Source organism: Janibacter sp. GXQ6167, assembly GCF_041365945.1.
Lineage (GTDB): Bacteria > Actinomycetota > Actinomycetes > Actinomycetales > Dermatophilaceae > JBGFSK01.
In genome coordinates, this window is sequence record NZ_JBGFSK010000009.1 from 23,179 (window position 1) to 40,107 (window position 16,929).

Below are 16,929 nucleotides of genomic sequence, written 5' to 3' on the forward strand. Positions count from 1 at the left end.
TTGAGATTTCACCAAACCGGTGGTGGTGCCCCTAGTTCACCCGGAAGGTGAGGGCATCAACGCGCGCGCGAAACTCCCCATCGGTCGCGAGCCGCTCCCCCACTCGGGTGACCAGCGCTTGCACCTCGGTCGCGCTGAGCCCCGGTGCGAGAGTGAGCTCGATGACGAGGACATCCGGAGCGTCAGCCCCCCCTGCGGCGAGCCGGTGTTCGCGAATCGCCGACTCCTCGCGGCACGCCGCGGCGACCGAGACCGCGACGAATCCGTCCGTGTGGGCGGGTAGCCAGTCGCGGTCCATGGCCAAGGCCCAGAGCATGGAGCTGCGGACCTCGAAGGCGTGCTCGCTCGCGCAGTCCAGGATCAGCACGTCGGCCGACTCCCCGATCGCGGCCTGAGCGGCCCGGCTCGCTTCGACCGGGATCGGGCGAAGTTGCGGATCCCACTCCGCAAGGGAGTCCAGACCGGAGAAGACCGGCAGACCGGTGCGCCCGTCGGGGTTATCGAGGAGCACGACGGCCATGTCCGTCTCCTTGTCCCCGACGATGGCACCGTGACGCCCTTCGTACTCCTGCGTCTCCCCCGCGACCGCGGTCACCGGCACGAGGAGACGCGCCGAGGCGAGGGCCCGCATGATCTCGCGCTCATCACCGGAGGCGAGCGCGGTGAGCAGGGCGGGGTCGGCGGCGCCGGTGTCGCCCTCGAAGCCGGTCGACGGCAGGCTCCGCCCACCCCAGGGGATGCCAGCTGAGTCGGTCGGGCCGCCCGGCGTGCTCACGGACGGCCCGCCGCATCCAGCGCTTCGGTGAGGGTGAGCGTCTCGCGGTAGAGCGCGGATCCGATGATCGCGCCCTCGACACCCTCGGGGACGAGGCCACGAAGGGCGACCACGTCGGCGACCGTCGTCACCCCGCCGGAGGCGACCACCGCAGCATCCGTGCGGGCGCAGACCGCCCGGAGCAGCTCGAGATTGGGGCCAGCGAGCATCCCGTCCTTGGCGACATCGGTCACTACGTACCGCGAACAGCCCTCGGAATCCAAGCGCGCCAGGGTCTCCCAGAGGTCGCCCCCTTCGCTCGTCCAACCCCGGGCAGCAAGGGTCGTCCCTCGAACGTCAAGGCCGATCGCGACCCGATCGCCATGCTCGGCGATGGCCCGGGCCGTCCATTGCGGATCTTCCAGGGCAGCGGTCCCGATGTTGACGCGCTCGCACCCGGTCGCAAGGGCCCGCTCCAGGCTCTCTTGATCCCGGATCCCGCCGCTCATCTCGACCTTCATCTCGACCCCGCGCACGATCGTCGCCAGCAACTCGGCGTTCGATCCGCGCCCGAAGGCGGCATCGAGGTCGACGAGGTGAAGCCACTCGGCGCCGCCACGCTGCCAGGTGAGGGCCGCTTCGAGCGGGTCACCGAACTCGCCGCCGCTCCCCGCGACGCCCTGGACGAGTTGCACCGCCCGACCTTGCGTCACATCGACGGCGGGCAGGAGTTCCAAGCGGGGGGTTGCGTCGGACGTGCTCATAGGGAGGTCACCCAATTCTGTAGAAGGTGCAGTCCAGCATCCCCCGACTTCTCGGGGTGGAACTGCGTGGCGGTCAGCGGGCCGTTTTCGACGGCAGCGATGAAGTCCTCACCGTGGCGCGCCCAGGTGACGAGCGGGGCGACCCGCGCCATCGCCCCATCGGCGAGCGGCATGTCCCAACGACGCACGGCATACGAATGGACGAAGTAGAAGCGCTCCTCGGCGAGACCGTCAAAGAGCACGCTCCCCTCGGGGGGACGAACGGTGGACCACCCCATATGGGGGACCACGGGCGCGTCCAGACGCTCCACCCGGCCCGGCCACTGCGCGAGCCCGTCGTGGGTCGCGGCGCTCGGTTCGTCCGAGCCGTCGAAGAGGACCTGCATGCCGACGCAGATCCCAAGGACCGGGCGCCCGCCAGCGAGGCGGGTGTCGATGATCGCGGCGGCGTCGACGGACTCCATCGCGGCGATGCAGGCATGGAAGTTGCCGACACCGGGGACGAGGAGTCCATCTGCCGCGAGGACTCGTGAGCGGTCCGCGGTGAGTTCGACCCGGGCGCCGACATGCTCCAAGGCCCGCACAGCGGAGCGGACATTACCGCTGCCATGGTCAAGGACGACGACATCAGGAGTGGACATGGGCGGTGGTCAGGACCTCTCGTCGGCGACGGTGGTGGCAAAGGCGCGCACGGCTCGCCCGGTGGGTTGGACGAGCGAACCGCCCTGCGGTGGGTTCGGCCCGAAGGCGCCCGCTCCCGGGATTCGCAGGTGGTCGAGCAGCGCGGTCAGCCAGGCGCGCGAGGTGAGGTCCTCGCGGTAAAAGTGCTCGGTGAGAGCGGCGGTCATCCGTCCAGCAGGTCCGACGCTCGCGAGCGGGGTGAGATCGCTCGGGCGAAGGGGGGCGAGGTTCTTGTCCCCCTTCACCGTGCCGTCGGCGCGCCGAAGCAGCCAACGGGTGACGGGTCGCCACCCCGGCCCGTGCGAGGTCACCACCGCGGTCTCGTCGAAGAGGAAGAAGCCGGCAGCCGGTCGCATCCGTTGCCCGACCGGTCGGGCCGCGAGCAGACGCATCTCGTCCCGGTAGGGCTCGGGTGCCTCGGCGCGCCCCGCCGGGGTGATGACGCTCCACCCCTGGTCCTCGCGCAGGCGGCAGGGCACGACGCCGCGGCGAGCCCAACTGGCCGCGACCGCGAGCGGCGCGCGGGTCACCAGGATCCCGCGCTCACCCCGCATGGCTGTGGTCACTGTCGCAGCCTGGTCCTAGAGAGCGCCCTTGGCGCTCGGGATGCCCTCGACCCGCGCATCGCGCTCCACCGCCGCGCGCAGAGCCCGAGCGACGGCCTTGAACTGGGCCTCGACGATGTGGTGCGGATCGCGACCGGCGAGGACCCGCACGTGCAGCGCGATCCCGGCGTGGTGGGCGAAGGACTCAAAGACGTGCCGGGTGAGCGAGCCGACGTAGGAGCCGCCGATGATCACGTACTCCTGCCCGGCGGGCTCACCGGTGTGGACGACGTAGGGCCGCCCGGCGACATCGACGACGGCCTGGACGAGCGCCTCGTCGAGGGGCACGGTCGCGTCCCCGAAACGAGAGATCCCGCGCTTGTCACCGAGGGCCTCGCGCACCGCGTCACCGAGGACGATCGCGACATCTTCGACGGTGTGGTGGGCATCGACGTCGATATCGCCGGTGGCCTCGACGGTCAGATCGATCAGCGAGTGCTTCGCCAGCGACAAGAGCATGTGGTCGTAGAAGCGCACCCCGGTGCTCACCTGCCCGCGGCCAGAGCCGTCAAGGTCGATGCTGACCCGGACGCTGGACTCGGAGGTCGACCGCTCGATGCTGGCGGTGCGGTGGGAGGTCACTTAGGACTCCTTGTCGTCGGGGGCGAGGGCGTGCTCGGGCAGCAGCTCGGCGAGCGCCTCGAGGAAGGCGGACGTCTCGGCCGGGGTCCCGGCGGTGACCCGAAGGTGGTGCGAGATCCCGACATCGCGGACCAGGACCCCCTTCTCCAGCAGAGCGGCGAAGGTCCGCGCGCTGTCGGCGAGGCCTCCGAAGAGGACGAAATTGGCATCGCTTGGGACCGGGGTGAGGCCGAGCGCCGCCACCTCGGTCACGATGCGGTCGCGTTGGGTCTTGATCGCTTCGACCGACGCGAGGAGATCGGCGTCATGGTCGAGCGCGATCCGCGCGATCGTCTGGGTCGGCGTCGAAAGGTGGTACGGCAGGCGCACCAGGCGGAGCGCATCGATGATCTCCGGGGTCGCCGCGAGGTAACCGAGCCGGCCACCGGCGAACGCGAAGGCCTTGCTCATCGTGCGGGTCACGACGAGCCGGGGGTGGTGGTCCAAAAGCTCCAGCGCCGATCGGGTCCCCGGTCGAGCGAACTCGGCGTAGGCCTCGTCGACGACGACGATCGCTCGTGGTGCCGCATCCAGCACCGCCTCGATGACCTCGAAGTCCAGCGCCGTGCCCGTCGGGTTGTTGGGCGAGCACAAGAAGACGATGTGCGGGTCCGCGGCGGCAGCCTGGGCTGCGGCCGATGCCGCGCTGACCTGGAAGGTCCCGGTGTCGCGCTGACCGTCCATCCAGGTGGTGCCGAGGGTTTCGGTGATGATCGGGTGCATCGAGTACGCGGGGGTGAACCCGAGCGCGGTGCGGCCAGGGCCGCCGAAGGTTTGGACGATGTGCTGGAGCACCTCGTTGCTCCCGTTACCGGCCCAGAGCTGCTCGGGAGCAAGACGCACCCCCGACTGGCGCTCCAGGTAGGCCCCGAGCGCAGCGCGCAGGGCGCGGAACTCCCGGTCGGGGTAGCGATTCAGGCCAGCAAGTTCGCTCCCGAGGGCCGCGACGATGGCCTCGACGACCGGGGTCGGCACCTCGTAGGAGGACTCGTTGGTGTTGAGCGCGACCGGCACATCGAGTTGCGGCGCGCCATAGGGCGTGCGACCGCGCAGGTCCTCGCGGAGCAGGTCAGCGATGGCGAAGGGGGCGAGATCGGCACTCATCTACGCCGCTCCCCCGCGCTCGAGCCGAGCGGTGATCGCCTCGCCGTGCCCGGGCAGATCCTCGGCCTCGGCGAGCACCACGACGTGGCGGCCGACGTCGGCGAGGGCCGCCTCGTCGTACTCGATGACGTGGATCCCGCGGAGGAAGGACTGGACCGAAAGCCCACTGGAATGGCACGCACACCCGCCGGTCGGCAGGACGTGGTTCGATCCGGCCGCGTAGTCGCCGAGGCTCACCGGGCTGCTCGGGCCGACGAAGATCGCCCCGGCATTGCGCACCCGAGCGGCGACTGCTGGCGCGTCCGCGGTGATCACCTCAAGGTGCTCGGCGGCATAAGCGTTGACGACGGCGAGCCCGGCGTCGAGGTCGTCGACCAGGACGATGCCGGACTGTGGTCCGGTAAGCGCGGTCGTAACCCGCTCGCTGTGCTTGGTCGCGGCTGCGCGGCGGGCGACAGCCTCGTCAGCGGCCGCAGCGAGCGCCGTGGAGTCGGTCACGAGGACCGAGGCGGCGAGCGGATCGTGCTCGGCCTGGCTGATCAGGTCGGCGGCGACGAAGTCGGGGTCGGCGCTCTCGTCGGCGAGGATTGCGATCTCGGTGGGGCCAGCCTCGGCATCGATGCCGATGATCCCCTTCAGGTACCGCTTGGCCGCGGCGACGTAGACGTTGCCGGGGCCGGTCACGAGGCTCACCGGGTCGCAGACCGCGCCATCGGTGTCGCTGAAGCCGTGGGCGAAGGCGGCGATCGCCTGGGCGCCGCCCATCGCGTAGACCTCGTCGACGCCGAGGAGGGCGCAGGCGGCGAGGATTGTCGGGTGCGGGTACCCGGCGAAGGGGGCCGGGTTGTCGCGCTGCGGCGGGCTGGCGACGGCGATGGAGCCGACCTCCGCCAGTTGCGCGGGGACGACGTTCATCACCACGGACGAGGGGTAGACCGCGAGTCCGCCGGGGACGTAGAGACCGACCCGGTCGACGGGGACCCACCGCTCGGTGACCCGCCCGCCCGGCACCACGTCCGTCGTCGTGTCGGTGCGGCGCTGGTCGGAGTGGACGGTGCGGGCACGCTCGATGGAGATCTCCAGGGCGGTGCGCACATCGGGGTCGAGCCGGGTCAGGGCCGCCTCGATGATCTCGGCGGGGACGCGCAGCCGCTCCGGACGCACGCCATCGAAGCGCTCGGCGTAGTCCTGGAGGGCGTCGGCACCCCGCTGCGCGACGTCATCGCAGATCGGCGCCACCGCATGCAGGGCCGCCTCGACGTCGTACTCGGCGCGTGGCAGGGCCTCGCGCAGATCGCGAACGGTCAAGGGTCGGCCGCGCAGGTCGGTCGTGCTCAGCATGGGCGCCAGTCTAAAGAGCGAATTGGTCGAGCCCGCACCGCGTCTCACCCCCACTGCCTTGGTTGGGGGTTCGGGTTACTCCTCGCCGTAGAAGAGGCGGTCGGTGACGGCCCGGGCTCGGCGGGCCGTGCGGCGGTAGGACTCCGACAGGGCCGCTCCAGAGAAGGGGGGCATGCCGACGATCCGCCCGACGCCATCGGCCTCGCGCAGGTTCGAGGGGACCGAGTCGACCGCGCGGGCCCGAAAGAGCATCCCGGCGTTCCGTAGGCGCGAGGCCAGGGACCAGGCTTCGCGCATGATCTGGGCGTCCTCTTCGGCGAGGTAACCCAGATCCACGGCCGCGCTGATCGCCGGGAGCGTGGCGGTCGTGCGCAACTCCGGGTGTTCTGCCGCGTGCTGGAGCTGGATCAGTTGGATCGTCCACTCGACATCGGATAGGCCCCCCATCCCCAACTTGAAGTGGGTGCGCCGATCGGCTCCGCGCGGCAGGCGCTCGCCCTCCATCCGGGCCTTCAGCCGGCGGATGTCGCGGACCTGCTCGAGGGTGAGTCCCCCTTCGGGCCAGCGAATCGGGGCGATGAGGTCCTCGAACTTCTCGGCGAGGTCGACATGCCCGGCGACCGGAGTTGCTCGAAGGAGCGCCTGGGCTTCCCAGGTCTGCGACCAGCGCTCGTAATAGGCGCGATAGGACGCCAGGGAGCGGACCATCGGGCCGGCCTTGCCCTCGGGGCGCAGGTCGGCGTCGAGCCCAAGGGGCGGGTCGGAGCCCGGAGCGCCGAGGAGATTGCGCAACTCGGTGATGACGGCGAGCGCCGTCTCCTGGGCGACCTGGTCACTCACCCCTTCGTGCGGTTCGTGGACGTAGAGCACATCGGCATCGGAGGTGTAGCCCACTTCACCGCCGCCCAGGCGCCCCATCCCGACCACGAGCAGGTCGGTACCGAGCGGCTCCCCGCGACTGGTCTCGACCGAGCGGATCGCGATTTCCAGGCCCACCTGGATCGTCGCGGAGCTGAGGTCGGTAAGCGCCTCCCCCACGGTCACGAGGTCGATGCGTTCGTGCAGATCGGCAACCGCGACCCGGAAGATCTCGGCCCGGCGGATGGCCCGGATCGCCTCGACGGCGTCCTTGGGCGCCTCGCGGCGGCTCGCGGCAGCACGCATGCGTCGCACGAGATCGTCCCGGGAGCGCGGGACGAGGCCGTCGGACTCACCGAGCATCTGCACGGCCTCGGGGCTGTTGATCAGCAACTCACCGGCAAATCGGCTGGCCCCAAGGGTGGTCGCGAGGACCTGGGCGGCGCCGCTCTCATCGCGCAACAGCCGCAGATACCACGGCGTGCGCCCGAGGGTTTCGCTTACCCGCCGGAAGGCGAGCAGGCCTTGGTCCGGATCGGCCTCGTCGGCGAACCACTGCAGCATGACCGGGAGGAGCTGACGCTGGATCGCGGCCGTGCGCGACATCCCAGAGGTGAGGGCCTCCAGGTGACGCAGGGCGCCGGCGGGGTCGCGGAAACCCAGCGCCGCCATCCGATCGCGGGCCGCCTCGGGCGAGAGCCGCACCTCGGCGCTCGAGAGGCGAGCCACCGCACCGAGAAGGGGGCGGTAGAAGAGCCGTTCGTGGAGGCGTCGAACCTCGCGGGAGCACTCGCTGCGGGCCTTGACCACCTCGGCGGCGGGTTGACTCCAGTAGTGCAGGGCCCGCCCGAGCCGACGCAGATCGGCCTCCGAGGTCGGCATGAGGTGGGTGCGGCGCAGCTTGTAGGCCTGAATCCGGTGCTCCAGCGTGCGCAGGAATCGATAGGACTCATCGAGCACGGTGGCGTCCTCGCGGCCGACATATCCCCCCTTCGCGAGCGCATGGAGGGCCTCCAGGGTCGTGCCGGAGCGCAGCGTCTCATCGGTGCGGCCGTGGACGAGTTGGAGGAGCTGGACGGAGAACTCGACATCGCGCAGACCACCGGGGCCAAGCTTCAACTGGCGCGCGGCCTCGTTACTCGGGATGTGGTCCTCGACGCGGCGGCGCATCGTCTGCACCTCGTCGACGAAGTCGTCTCGAGAAGCGGCCTGCCAGACCATGGGCTGGACCGCGTCGATGTAGGCCTGCCCGACCTCGGGGTCGCCCGCCATGGGACGCGCCTTCAGGAGGGCCTGGAACTCCCAGGTCTTGGCCCAACGCTCGTAGTACGCCTTGTGGCTCGCCACGGTGCGGACCAACTGGCCCTGTTTGCCCTCCGGGCGAAGGGCGGCATCGACCGGCCAGAGCGTGCCGTGCCCGGTGGAGCGGCCACAGGCCTGCATCAGCCGACTTGCGATGTGGGTGGCTGCGTCGATCGCCTCGTTTTCGCTCGCCCCCTCGGCGGGCTCGGCGACGAAGATGACATCGACATCGGAGACGTAGTTGAGTTCCCGGCCGCCCGCCTTACCCATGCCGATCACGGCGAGGCGGCAGGTGGACGCGCTCTCGCCGAGTTCGGCGGCGGCGATCTCCATCGCGGCTTCGAGCGCCGCGCCCGCGAGATCGGCGAGGGCTGCGGCGACAAGCGGCAAATCCTCGGTCGGGTGCTCGGCGGTCACGTCCAGCGCGGTGATCCCGAGCAGTTGACGCCGATAGCCGACGCGCAGCGCATCATCCGGTGTGAGGTCGCCGGGTTCGCGGACGGCGGCGACGAGTTCGGTGGTGCGCTCCTGCGGGGACATCGGTGCCGCGTCGACCACATCGCGCCAGTGGCTGGGGTGGCTCACCAAGTGATCGGCGAGGGCCGCGGAGACCCCCATCACCCCCACCAACCGGTCGAGCTGGGTCCGGTCCGCGCTCACTTGCGCCGCCATAGCGGAGGCCTCAGACCCTAGGGCTTCGCTCAGCCGGACGAGCCCGAGCAGGGCCTCATCCGGGTCGGCGACCGTCGCCAGAGCCTCCACGAGCACCGAGGTGTGGTCGCGCCACGGCTCGAGAGCGGCATCGGCGAGGAGGCTCTGCGCGCGGGCGGCATCGCTAAAGCCACTGCGGGCGAGCTCGGCCGTCGTCGGGGCGCCGGGCACGGATTCTCCCTTCGCCGTCACAGGCGCGGAAGGAGGCGCTCGAGCTCGAAGGGGGTCACCTGATTGCGGTAGTCCGCCCACTCCTGCTGCTTGTTGCGCAAGAAGAAGTCGAAGACGCTCTCCCCCAGCGTCTCGGCGACGAGCTCGCTGGCCTCCATCGCCTCGATCGCCTCGGTCAAGGACGCGGGCAGGGGTTTGATCCCCATCGCGCGCCGCTCTCTCGGGGTGAGGCTCCAGACATCGTCTTCGGTCTCGGCGGGCAGGTCATAGCCCTCTTCGATCCCCTTCAGCCCGGCCGAGAGGAGCACGGCGAAGGCGAGATAGGGATTGCACGACGGGTCGATCGTGCGGACCTCGACGCGGCTGGAGTTGGGCTTGTTGGGCTTGTACATCGGGACCCGCACCATCGCGGAGCGGTTGTTGTGACCCCAGGTGAGGTGCGCGGGGGCCTCGCCGCCGCCCCAGAGCCGCTTGTAGCTGTTGACCCATTGGTTGGTGACGGCGGTGAACTCGCGGCCGTGACGCAGGAGCCCGGCGATGAACTGCCGACCGGTCTTGCTCAGTTGGTAGGGCGCTCCCGGCTCGTAGAAGGCATTGGCGTCGCCCTCGAAGAGCGACATGTGGGTGTGCATGCCCGAGCCGGGATGCTCGGCGAAGACCTTCGGCATGAAGGTCGCGTAGATGCCCTGCTCGAGCGCGACCTCCTTGATGACGGTGCGGAAGGTCATGATGTTGTCGGCCATCGAGAGGGCATCGGCGTAGCGCAGGTCGATCTCGTTTTGGCCCGGGGCGCCTTCGTGGTGGCTGAACTCCACCGAGATCCCGACCTGCTCGAGCATCGTGATCGCCGCGCGCCGGAAGTCGTGCGCAGTCCCCTTCGGCACGTGGTCGAAGTAGCCACCGTGGTCGACCGGCTCCGGTCGCTCCCCCTTCGTCGTCCCCTGCTTCAGCAAGAAGAACTCGATCTCGGGGTGGGTGTAGAACGAAAAGCCCATGTCGGCGGCCTTGTCGAGGGCCCGCCGCAGCACGTAACGGGGGTCGGACAGGGCCGGGGAGCCGTCGGGCAGGGAGATATCGCAGAACATCCGCGCGGTACCGGGATGCTCGCCGCGCCACGGCAGGACCTGGAAGGTCGACGGGTCGGGCTTGGCGATCATGTCGGCCTCGTAGACGCGGGTGAAGCCCTCGATAGCCGAGCCGTCGAACCCGATGCCCTCGGCGAAGGCCCCCTCCAGCTCGGCCGGGGCGATCGCGACCGACTTCAAGGTCCCGAGCACGTCGGTGAACCACAACCGGACGAAGCGGACATCCCGCTCCTCGATGGTGCGAAGCACGAACTCCTGCTGACGATCCATGACCTCATCCTGCCGCAGGCCATCGCCGGTCGCGAACGCCGCCCACCCGCATAGGCTTAGCGTCATGAGCAGCGAGCCCACCAGCCCCGCGCCCGAAACCACCGCCCCCTACGGGACGGGAACCACCTCCGGGAGCGATGCCCCGGCGCCGGTCCGGCGCGTGCGGATCCCCCACCTGCGGGCGATGAAGGAGCGAGGCGAGCGCTGGAGCATGCTCACCTCCTACGACATGTACACGGCGCAGGTCTTCGACGAGGCGGGCATCGAGGTCCTGCTGATCGGCGACTCGGCCGGGAACAACGTCTATGGCTACGAGACGACCCTGCCCGTCACCGTCGACGAGATGATCCCGCTCACCCGGGCCGTCGCGCGTGCCGCCAAGCGCTCCCTTGTCCTCGCCGATCTCCCCTTCGGCAGCTACCAGGCCTCTCCGGAGCAGGCGCTGCAGACGGCGGTGCGCTTCATGAAGGAGGGGCTCGCCCATGCGGTGAAGCTCGAAGGGGGCGCCGACATGGCCCCCCACGTCGAGCTCCTCGTCCGCAGCGGCATCCCGGTGTGCGGGCACATCGGCTTCACACCGCAGAGCGAGCACACGCTCGGTGGGTACCGCGTCCAGGGCCGCGGTGACGGCGCGGAGCGGATGATCGCCGATGCCAAGGCCCTGCAGGACGCCGGGGCCTTCGCGATCGTGCTGGAGATGGTCCCTGCTCCGGTCGCCGCCCGGATCACCGCTGAGCTCGACATCATGACCGTCGGCATCGGGGCCGGCGTCGACTGCGACGCCCAGGTCCTCGTCTGGCAGGACATGGCGGGGTTGCGCGGCGGCAAGGCCCCCCGCTTCGTTAAGAAGTACCTCGATCTGCGGGCCGATCTCACCCGGGCCGCCTCCGCGTACGCCCAGGATGTCCGCGACGGGACCTTCCCGGCGGCCGAGCACTCCTTCGAGTCCTAAGGGGGACCGCTGATGCCACCACTTGATGACGCCGAGGAGATCCGAACCCGCTGGTCAGAGGTGTCCGGCGGGATCGACGCGGCCAATGCCTACCAGCGCCGCTTCGATGAACTCGTCGAGCAGGGTTTCGATATCCATGGCGAGGCCCGCTTCGTCTCGACCCTGCGCCCGCCGCCTGCGCGCGTCCTCGACGCTGGCTGCGGCACCGGACGGATCGCGACCGAACTCACCCGGCTCGGCTATGACGTCGTCGGTGTCGACGCCGACCCCGCGATGATCGAGGTGGCCCGCGAGCGCGACGCCTATACCCGGTTCGTCTGGGCCGACCTCGCGACGCTCGAACTCGTCAGTCAGTCCTTCGACGTCGTGCTGCTCGCCGGCAATGTCGTCCCTTACCTCGCCGACGGCACGCTCGTGCAGGTGCTGCGGCGCTGCCGCGCGCACCTGCAATCAGATGGGCTGCTCGTCGCCGGGTTCTCCCTCGCTGGGCATCAACCGGACAACGCCGCGGCGATCACCGCCGAGGAGTACGAGCGGGCCGCCTTCGCTGCTGGGCTATCGCTCGTGCGGCGCTACGGCACCTGGGAGCGCGCCCCCTTCGACCCACGCGGCGAGTACCTGCTGGCACTTCACCGCTTGACGTGACGGGTTACTCGTCGTCGTAGCCGTCCCAGGCGCGGTCCTCTTCGTCCCACTTCTCGGTCTTCTCGGCCGCGGTCTGCAGGGCTCGCGACGCCTCATCTCGGCTCGCATAGGGACCCATGAGGTCCGCGCCCGGCGACTTCTCCTCGTCGCTTTCGACCTGCCCAGTCGTGATGTTGTACCAGAAGACCACGCCGACTCCTTCGTCCATCTGCTTGTTTGCCTAGACTTCACCCTATGCCCGCGACCCACACTTCGATCCGTCCCGGAGTCATTAGCCCGAGGCGGTCCGTGCCGGCCGCGATCACGCGACCAGAGTATGTCGACCGGCCCGCACCTGCCCCCTTCTCCGGCTCGGAAATCAAGGACGCCGACACCATCGAGCGGATGCGCGCCGCCGGGAAGCTCGCGGCGCAGGCGCTCGCCGAGGCCGCCTCGGTCATCGCGCCCGGCGTGCGCACGGACGAGATCGACCGGGTCGCCCACGAGTTCCTCCTCGACCACGGCGCGTACCCGTCGACCCTCGGCTATCGCGGCTTCCCAAAGTCGCTGTGTACCTCGGTCAACGAGGTCATCTGCCACGGCATCCCCGACGACCGCCCGCTCGAGGAGGGCGACATCGTCAATATCGACATCACCGCCTATCTCGATGGGGTGCACGGCGACACCGACGCCACCTACCCCGTCGGAGAGATCGACGAGCAATCGTCGTTGCTCCTTGAGCGCACCCATGAGGCGATGATGCGCGGCATCAAGGCGGCGGTCCCGGGGCGCCAGATCAACATCATCGGCCGGGTCATCGAAAAGTACGCGGCCCGCTTCGGGTACGGGGTGGTCCGCGACTTCACCGGCCACGGGATCGGCACGTCCTTCCACTCCGGCCTCGTGATCCCCCACTACGACGCGGCGCCCCTCTACGACACCGTCATCGAGCCGGGCATGACCTTCACCGTGGAGCCGATGCTGAACCTCGGCACCCACGAGTGGACGATGTGGGACGACGAGTGGACGGTCGTCACCAAGGACCTCAAGCGCTCGGCCCAGTTCGAGCACACGGTCCTCATCACCGAGGACGGACCCGAGATCCTCACCCTCCCTTAGAGTCACCCTGAAGGAGAGCACCCCGTGACCGACGGCACCGAAAGCAGGATGTGATGGGCAAGACCGACCTCCCTATCGGAATCGACATCGGAGGGACCGGGATCAAGGGCGCACCCGTCGACCTGCAGAAGGGGGCCTTCGCCGACGATCGCCTCCGGATCCCGACACCCGATGTGTCAACGCCGAAGGCGGTCTTGGAGGTCGTCGACCAGATCGTGCAGCACTTCGACAACATCAAGTCGAGCTCGCCGATCGGCATCACCGTCCCCGGTGTCGTCAAGCACGGGGCCGTGCAGACGGCGGCCAATATCGACCCGTCGTGGATCGGCTTCGACGCGGCGGCCATGTTTTCCAAGAAGCTCGGTCGCGCGGTCCATCTGGTGAACGACGCCGACGCGGCGGGGGTCGCCGAGCAGCATTACGGTGCCGCGCGCAAGACCAAGGGACTCGTCATCGTCACCACCCTCGGTACGGGGATCGGGACGGCCCTGATCTACAACGGAGCGCTGATCCCGAACTCCGAGTTCGGGCACCTCGAAATCGACGGGCGCGGCGCCGAGACCGTGGCTGCGGCCTCCGCGCATGAGCGAGAGGAACTCTCCTGGCAGGAGTGGGCCGAGCGCCTCCAGCGCTACTACTCCGAGATGGAAAAGCTCTTCTGGCCCGACCTCTTCGTGGTCGGCGGCGGCGTCAGCAAGCAGGCCGACAAGTTCTTGCACCTGCTCGATCTGCGCACCGACATCGTGGCGGCGAAGCTAAAGAACAAGGCCGGCATCATCGGCGCCGCCCACCTCGCCGCGCGCGAGCACTGACCCGACCCCCACCCCATTTCCGACTTCCTCCCCCCTTCTTCCGCAAATGCCCGGGCATTTGCGAAAAGGCAGGGTGCGAAGGGGGTTAGGCGGTGAAGGAGGTCGCGCCGGCGCCCGCGAGATCGCGGATCTCGGTGTCCGGGGACCCCAGGTCGCCGGCCTGCTTCAGATAGAGACCGCGGCCCGTCGCGCTCAGCAGCGCGTCGTGGATCGGGATCGCGACCGGCGCGGCGAGGCGACGGAGGAAGGCGGTCATCTCACGGCTGCGCTGCCAGGGCGCATTCAGCGGCACCGCGAGGATGTCGATCTCGCCCGGCTCGCCGTCGAGGGCGTCTCCCGGGTGGAAGAGGACCGGCTCACCGTCGGCGGCAAGGCGCACCCCCCGGTTGCCGATCCGCGGAATGTCCTCGTGGATCAGCGCGTGCTGCTCACCGATCGCGGTCACGGTGACCTCGCCGATCCGCACCTCGCCGTCGAGTTCCCCGACCTCGGCGCCAAGATCACGAACGAGCCCAGCGGCTCCCCCTTCGGCCCAGACCTCCGCGCGGGGGTTGGCGCGGGCGAGATCGACGATGCGATCGGGATCCACGTGGTCAGGGTGCTGGTGCGTGATGAGGATCGCGTCGAGATCGCGCTCGTCATGCCACTGAGTGCTGAACGCGCCTGGGTCGATCAGGATCCGGCGCTCGGCGATCTCGATGAGGAGGCAAGAGTGTCCAAGGTGAGTGACGTGCATGCGTCACCGTAGCGCGACCTTTCGGTCACGTGGGTGGTGCATGGTGGACCTATGAGCACCCCAGCGACTTCGGCTCTCGCGCGCCGGCTCGGTCTCACCGATGCCGTCGTGATCGGGCTGGCGGCGATGATCGGTGCGGGCGTCTTCACCGCCCTGGCGCCGGCCGCGCGGGCGGCCGGGACCTGGCTGCTCGCGGCGCTCGGGATCGCGGCGGTGGTCGCGGGCGCGAACGCGCTGTCCTCGGCGCGCTTGGCGGCGCGGTACCCCGAGTCGGGCGGGACCTATGTCTACGGGCGTGAGCGGCTCTCCCCCTTCTGGGGCTATCTCGCGGGGTGGGTCTTCGTCGCGGGGAAGACCTCGTCCTGCGCGGCGATGGCGCTGACGATCGGGGTCTATCTCTGGCCGGCCGCGGCGAGCGAGGTCGCCGTCGGTGTGGTGCTCCTCGTCCTCGCCTTGAACCTCCTCGGGATCCACCGCAGCGCTGGGGCGGCCCGGGTCATCATCGCGATCGTGCTGATCGCCCTCGCTGCGTTCTTGCTGATGATGGTGGTGTCGCCGCCGCCGCACGTCCCGGCCGACCCGATGCCCGGCGGGCTCACCGGCGCGATTCAAGGCGCGGGCTTCCTCTTCTTCGCCTTCGCGGGTTATGCCCGGATCGCCACCCTCGGCGAAGAGGTGCGTGACCCGGAGCGCACGATCCCTCGTGCCATCGGAATCACCGTCGCGATCGTCCTCGCGCTCTACCTCGCCATCGCCGTCACCTTCCTGACCACGATGGGGGTCACCTGGCTGGCGGGACGAGACGCGCCGATCGCCGATGCGGCGGATCTCTCCGGGTGGCCCTGGCTCGGGCCACCGCTCCGCGCGGCCGCGGCGCTCGCCGCGGGCGGGGCGCTGCTCGCGCTCGTGCTGGGCGTCTCTCGGACCACCCTCGCGATGGCCCGCGATGGGCACCTCCCCCACGGGTTAGCGCGCGTCGACGGCACGCGTCAGGTCCCCATTCGCGCGGAGATCGCGGTCGCCGGTGCGGTCATCGCGGCATTGCTCTTCGTCGACCTCCAGGCCGCGATCGGCTTCTCGTCCTTCTGCGTCCTGGTCTACTACGCCGTCGCCAACGCCAGCGCGTGGACGCTCGACTCGTCCCTACGCCACCGCCTCGTCCCGGCGATCGGCTTCTTCGGATGTCTGGTCGTGGCACTGCTGCTGCCCTGGCGCTCGGTCGTGACCGGCCTGATCGTCCTCGGGCTCGGCGCCCTCGCGTGGGTGATCCGCAAGGTCTTGGCGCACGACGATGAACCACCGCTCATCGGCCCGAGCCCCGATGGGTAAGCGCCGGTTGGACGGGGGATGAGTCGGCCTGTAAGCCGGGTCCTGTCCCGACGCCGCGTTGCCGTGGCGCCGGTGACGGCCATCCATCTAGGACCGACGTTGCCGTCGGCCTCGAGCGCTCTACCCGCGTGCATCAGGCGGGCCGCCTTCAATCGCACGCATATCTGAGCTTGCTCCCGGTGGGGTTTACCGAGCCAGGCCGGTCACCCGGCCTGCTGGTGGTCTCTTACACCACCGTTTCACCCTTACCCGCTCGCCGAGGCGAACGGGCGGTCTGTTTTCTGTGGCACTGTCCCGCGGGTCACCCCGGGTGGCCGTTAGCCACCACCGCGCCCTTCGGAGCCCGGACTTTCCTCGACGGCGCCGAAGCGCCCCCGCGGCCGTCCGGCCGACTCATCCGCACCCGATGGTACCTGCAGGTCAAAGCATCGGGAGGCGCCACATGACCTCGGTGAGCACCAGGTCGATCGGGAGATAGGTCACCGCAGCGACGATCGCCGCGACCAGCGCCCACCGGAACCGGCCGACCAATCCCACAATCGCCAGCGCCATCACCGTCGTGAGGAGCGCGTCGAGGCGATGGTCTGCGCCGATGTCCTCCATGCCTCCCACGATCTCCTGCCATCCGATGGCGAAATAGCCAACACTCATGACACCGGCCGCAGCGAGCCCATGGACCACGGCCGCGATGCCGGGACGCTGCCGGGCCCACGCCACGATCGCTGCCAGAAGGGGGCAGGCGAGCAGCGCGAGCACCAACCACCCGGCCACGGTCGGGCGATCGACCGGATACCCGAGGATGACAACCGTGTAGGCGTAATAGCCGATGAGCATCGCGGCGAAGAAGCCCACGGCCGCCACCGCAGCGCTGCGCCAGCCCCTGGCCACGCGACCGATCAGGACGGTGGCGACGATCCAAACGCCCAGTCCGGTGCCGAGGTCACCGAGCCAGTCAATCCCGGACTCGTCGGCCCACTTCGTGACGAGACCGACCACCAGACCGCCGACAGCCCACGCCATCGGGGTCAGGACGATCGGCCAGGGCACAGAGCGTTGATCGGGCACGGCCAGATCCTAGGTATGCCGAGGC

Annotated in this window: 17 protein-coding genes and 1 other RNA gene; 5 read left to right on the top strand and 13 right to left on the bottom strand. The window is 69.6% G+C overall.

What is annotated here, in order from left to right; translation table 11 throughout:
- Positions 1 to 31: 31 nt before the first annotated feature.
- The 9 genes from AB8K43_RS12890 to glnA form a co-directional block, all read right to left on the bottom strand.
- Positions 32 to 775, bottom strand: coding sequence for an SseB family protein (locus AB8K43_RS12890; RefSeq protein WP_370894617.1), 744 nt, complete (start codon positions 773 to 775; stop codon positions 32 to 34).
- A complete protein-coding gene (gene priA / locus AB8K43_RS12895) occupies positions 772 to 1,518 on the bottom strand; it encodes a bifunctional 1-(5-phosphoribosyl)-5-((5-phosphoribosylamino)methylideneamino)imidazole-4-carboxamide isomerase/phosphoribosylanthranilate isomerase PriA (protein WP_370894618.1) in 747 nt (248 codons plus the stop codon). Before priA ends, AB8K43_RS12890 begins: the two co-directional genes overlap by 4 nt.
- Positions 1,515 to 2,159, bottom strand: coding sequence for an imidazole glycerol phosphate synthase subunit HisH (hisH, locus tag AB8K43_RS12900; protein WP_370894619.1), 645 nt, complete (start codon positions 2,157 to 2,159; stop codon positions 1,515 to 1,517). Before hisH ends, priA begins: the two co-directional genes overlap by 4 nt.
- A 9-nt stretch (positions 2,160 to 2,168) precedes the next feature.
- Positions 2,169 to 2,765 (bottom strand): hypothetical protein, encoded by a 597-nt coding sequence (locus AB8K43_RS12905; protein ID WP_370894620.1) that lies wholly within the window; start codon positions 2,763 to 2,765, stop codon positions 2,169 to 2,171.
- A gap of 15 nt (positions 2,766 to 2,780) precedes the next feature.
- The gene (gene hisB, locus AB8K43_RS12910) at positions 2,781 to 3,386 is read right to left on the bottom strand and encodes an imidazoleglycerol-phosphate dehydratase HisB (RefSeq protein WP_370894621.1); all 606 of its coding nucleotides are present in this window, start codon (positions 3,384 to 3,386) and stop codon (positions 2,781 to 2,783) included.
- Positions 3,387 to 4,529, bottom strand: coding sequence for a histidinol-phosphate transaminase (locus AB8K43_RS12915; protein WP_370894622.1), 1,143 nt, complete (start codon positions 4,527 to 4,529; stop codon positions 3,387 to 3,389).
- Positions 4,530 to 5,870, bottom strand: coding sequence for a histidinol dehydrogenase (hisD, locus tag AB8K43_RS12920; protein ID WP_370894623.1), 1,341 nt, complete (start codon positions 5,868 to 5,870; stop codon positions 4,530 to 4,532). It lies immediately after the preceding gene.
- Between the two features lie 75 nt (positions 5,871 to 5,945).
- A complete protein-coding gene (locus AB8K43_RS12925; RefSeq protein WP_370894624.1) occupies positions 5,946 to 8,912 on the bottom strand; it encodes a bifunctional [glutamine synthetase] adenylyltransferase/[glutamine synthetase]-adenylyl-L-tyrosine phosphorylase in 2,967 nt (988 codons plus the stop codon).
- Positions 8,913 to 8,929: 17 nt separating this feature from the next.
- Positions 8,930 to 10,267 carry a type I glutamate--ammonia ligase gene (glnA, locus tag AB8K43_RS12930; protein ID WP_370894714.1) on the bottom strand — a complete coding sequence of 446 codons (1,338 nt, stop codon included), beginning with the start codon at positions 10,265 to 10,267 and terminating at the stop codon, positions 8,930 to 8,932.
- 64 nt (positions 10,268 to 10,331) lie between these two features.
- Between glnA and panB the strand changes: the two genes are divergently transcribed.
- Both panB and AB8K43_RS12940 read left to right on the top strand, forming a co-directional pair.
- The gene (gene panB, locus AB8K43_RS12935; protein ID WP_370894625.1) at positions 10,332 to 11,219 is read left to right on the top strand and encodes a 3-methyl-2-oxobutanoate hydroxymethyltransferase; all 888 of its coding nucleotides are present in this window, start codon (positions 10,332 to 10,334) and stop codon (positions 11,217 to 11,219) included.
- Between the two features lie 12 nt (positions 11,220 to 11,231).
- Positions 11,232 to 11,864, top strand: a complete 633-nt coding sequence (locus AB8K43_RS12940) for a class I SAM-dependent methyltransferase (protein ID WP_370894626.1) — start codon at positions 11,232 to 11,234, stop codon at positions 11,862 to 11,864.
- Positions 11,865 to 11,868: 4 nt separating this feature from the next.
- Here AB8K43_RS12940 and AB8K43_RS12945 read toward each other — a convergent pair whose 3' ends face one another.
- Positions 11,869 to 12,072, bottom strand: a complete 204-nt coding sequence (locus tag AB8K43_RS12945) for a methionine aminopeptidase (protein WP_370894627.1) — start codon at positions 12,070 to 12,072, stop codon at positions 11,869 to 11,871.
- Between the two features lie 26 nt (positions 12,073 to 12,098).
- On the opposite strand from AB8K43_RS12945, the gene map reads away from it, so the two are divergent.
- Together map and ppgK are read left to right on the top strand one after the other, a co-directional pair.
- Positions 12,099 to 12,962: a type I methionyl aminopeptidase gene (gene map, locus AB8K43_RS12950; protein WP_370894628.1), complete on the top strand. Its 864-nt coding sequence runs from the start codon at positions 12,099 to 12,101 to the stop codon at positions 12,960 to 12,962.
- A 53-nt stretch (positions 12,963 to 13,015) separates the two neighbouring features.
- Positions 13,016 to 13,774 (top strand): polyphosphate--glucose phosphotransferase, encoded by a 759-nt coding sequence (gene ppgK, locus AB8K43_RS12955; RefSeq protein WP_370894629.1) that lies wholly within the window; start codon positions 13,016 to 13,018, stop codon positions 13,772 to 13,774.
- A gap of 85 nt (positions 13,775 to 13,859) precedes the next feature.
- Here the strand turns inward: ppgK and AB8K43_RS12960 are convergent, their stop codons facing one another.
- Positions 13,860 to 14,510, bottom strand: coding sequence for an MBL fold metallo-hydrolase (locus AB8K43_RS12960; RefSeq protein WP_370894630.1), 651 nt, complete (start codon positions 14,508 to 14,510; stop codon positions 13,860 to 13,862).
- 51 nt (positions 14,511 to 14,561) lie between these two features.
- On the opposite strand from AB8K43_RS12960, the gene AB8K43_RS12965 reads away from it, so the two are divergent.
- Positions 14,562 to 15,839, top strand: a complete 1,278-nt coding sequence (locus tag AB8K43_RS12965) for an APC family permease (RefSeq protein WP_370894631.1) — start codon at positions 14,562 to 14,564, stop codon at positions 15,837 to 15,839.
- Positions 15,840 to 15,854: 15 nt separating this feature from the next.
- Here AB8K43_RS12965 and rnpB read toward each other — a convergent pair.
- Both rnpB and AB8K43_RS12975 read right to left on the bottom strand, forming a co-directional pair.
- Positions 15,855 to 16,235, bottom strand: an RNA gene (gene rnpB, locus AB8K43_RS12970) — RNase P RNA component class A.
- A gap of 24 nt (positions 16,236 to 16,259) precedes the next feature.
- On the bottom strand, positions 16,260 to 16,904 hold the full coding sequence (locus AB8K43_RS12975; protein WP_370894632.1) for a DUF6518 family protein: 645 nt from the start codon (positions 16,902 to 16,904) through the stop codon (positions 16,260 to 16,262).
- Positions 16,905 to 16,929 lie beyond the last annotated feature (25 nt).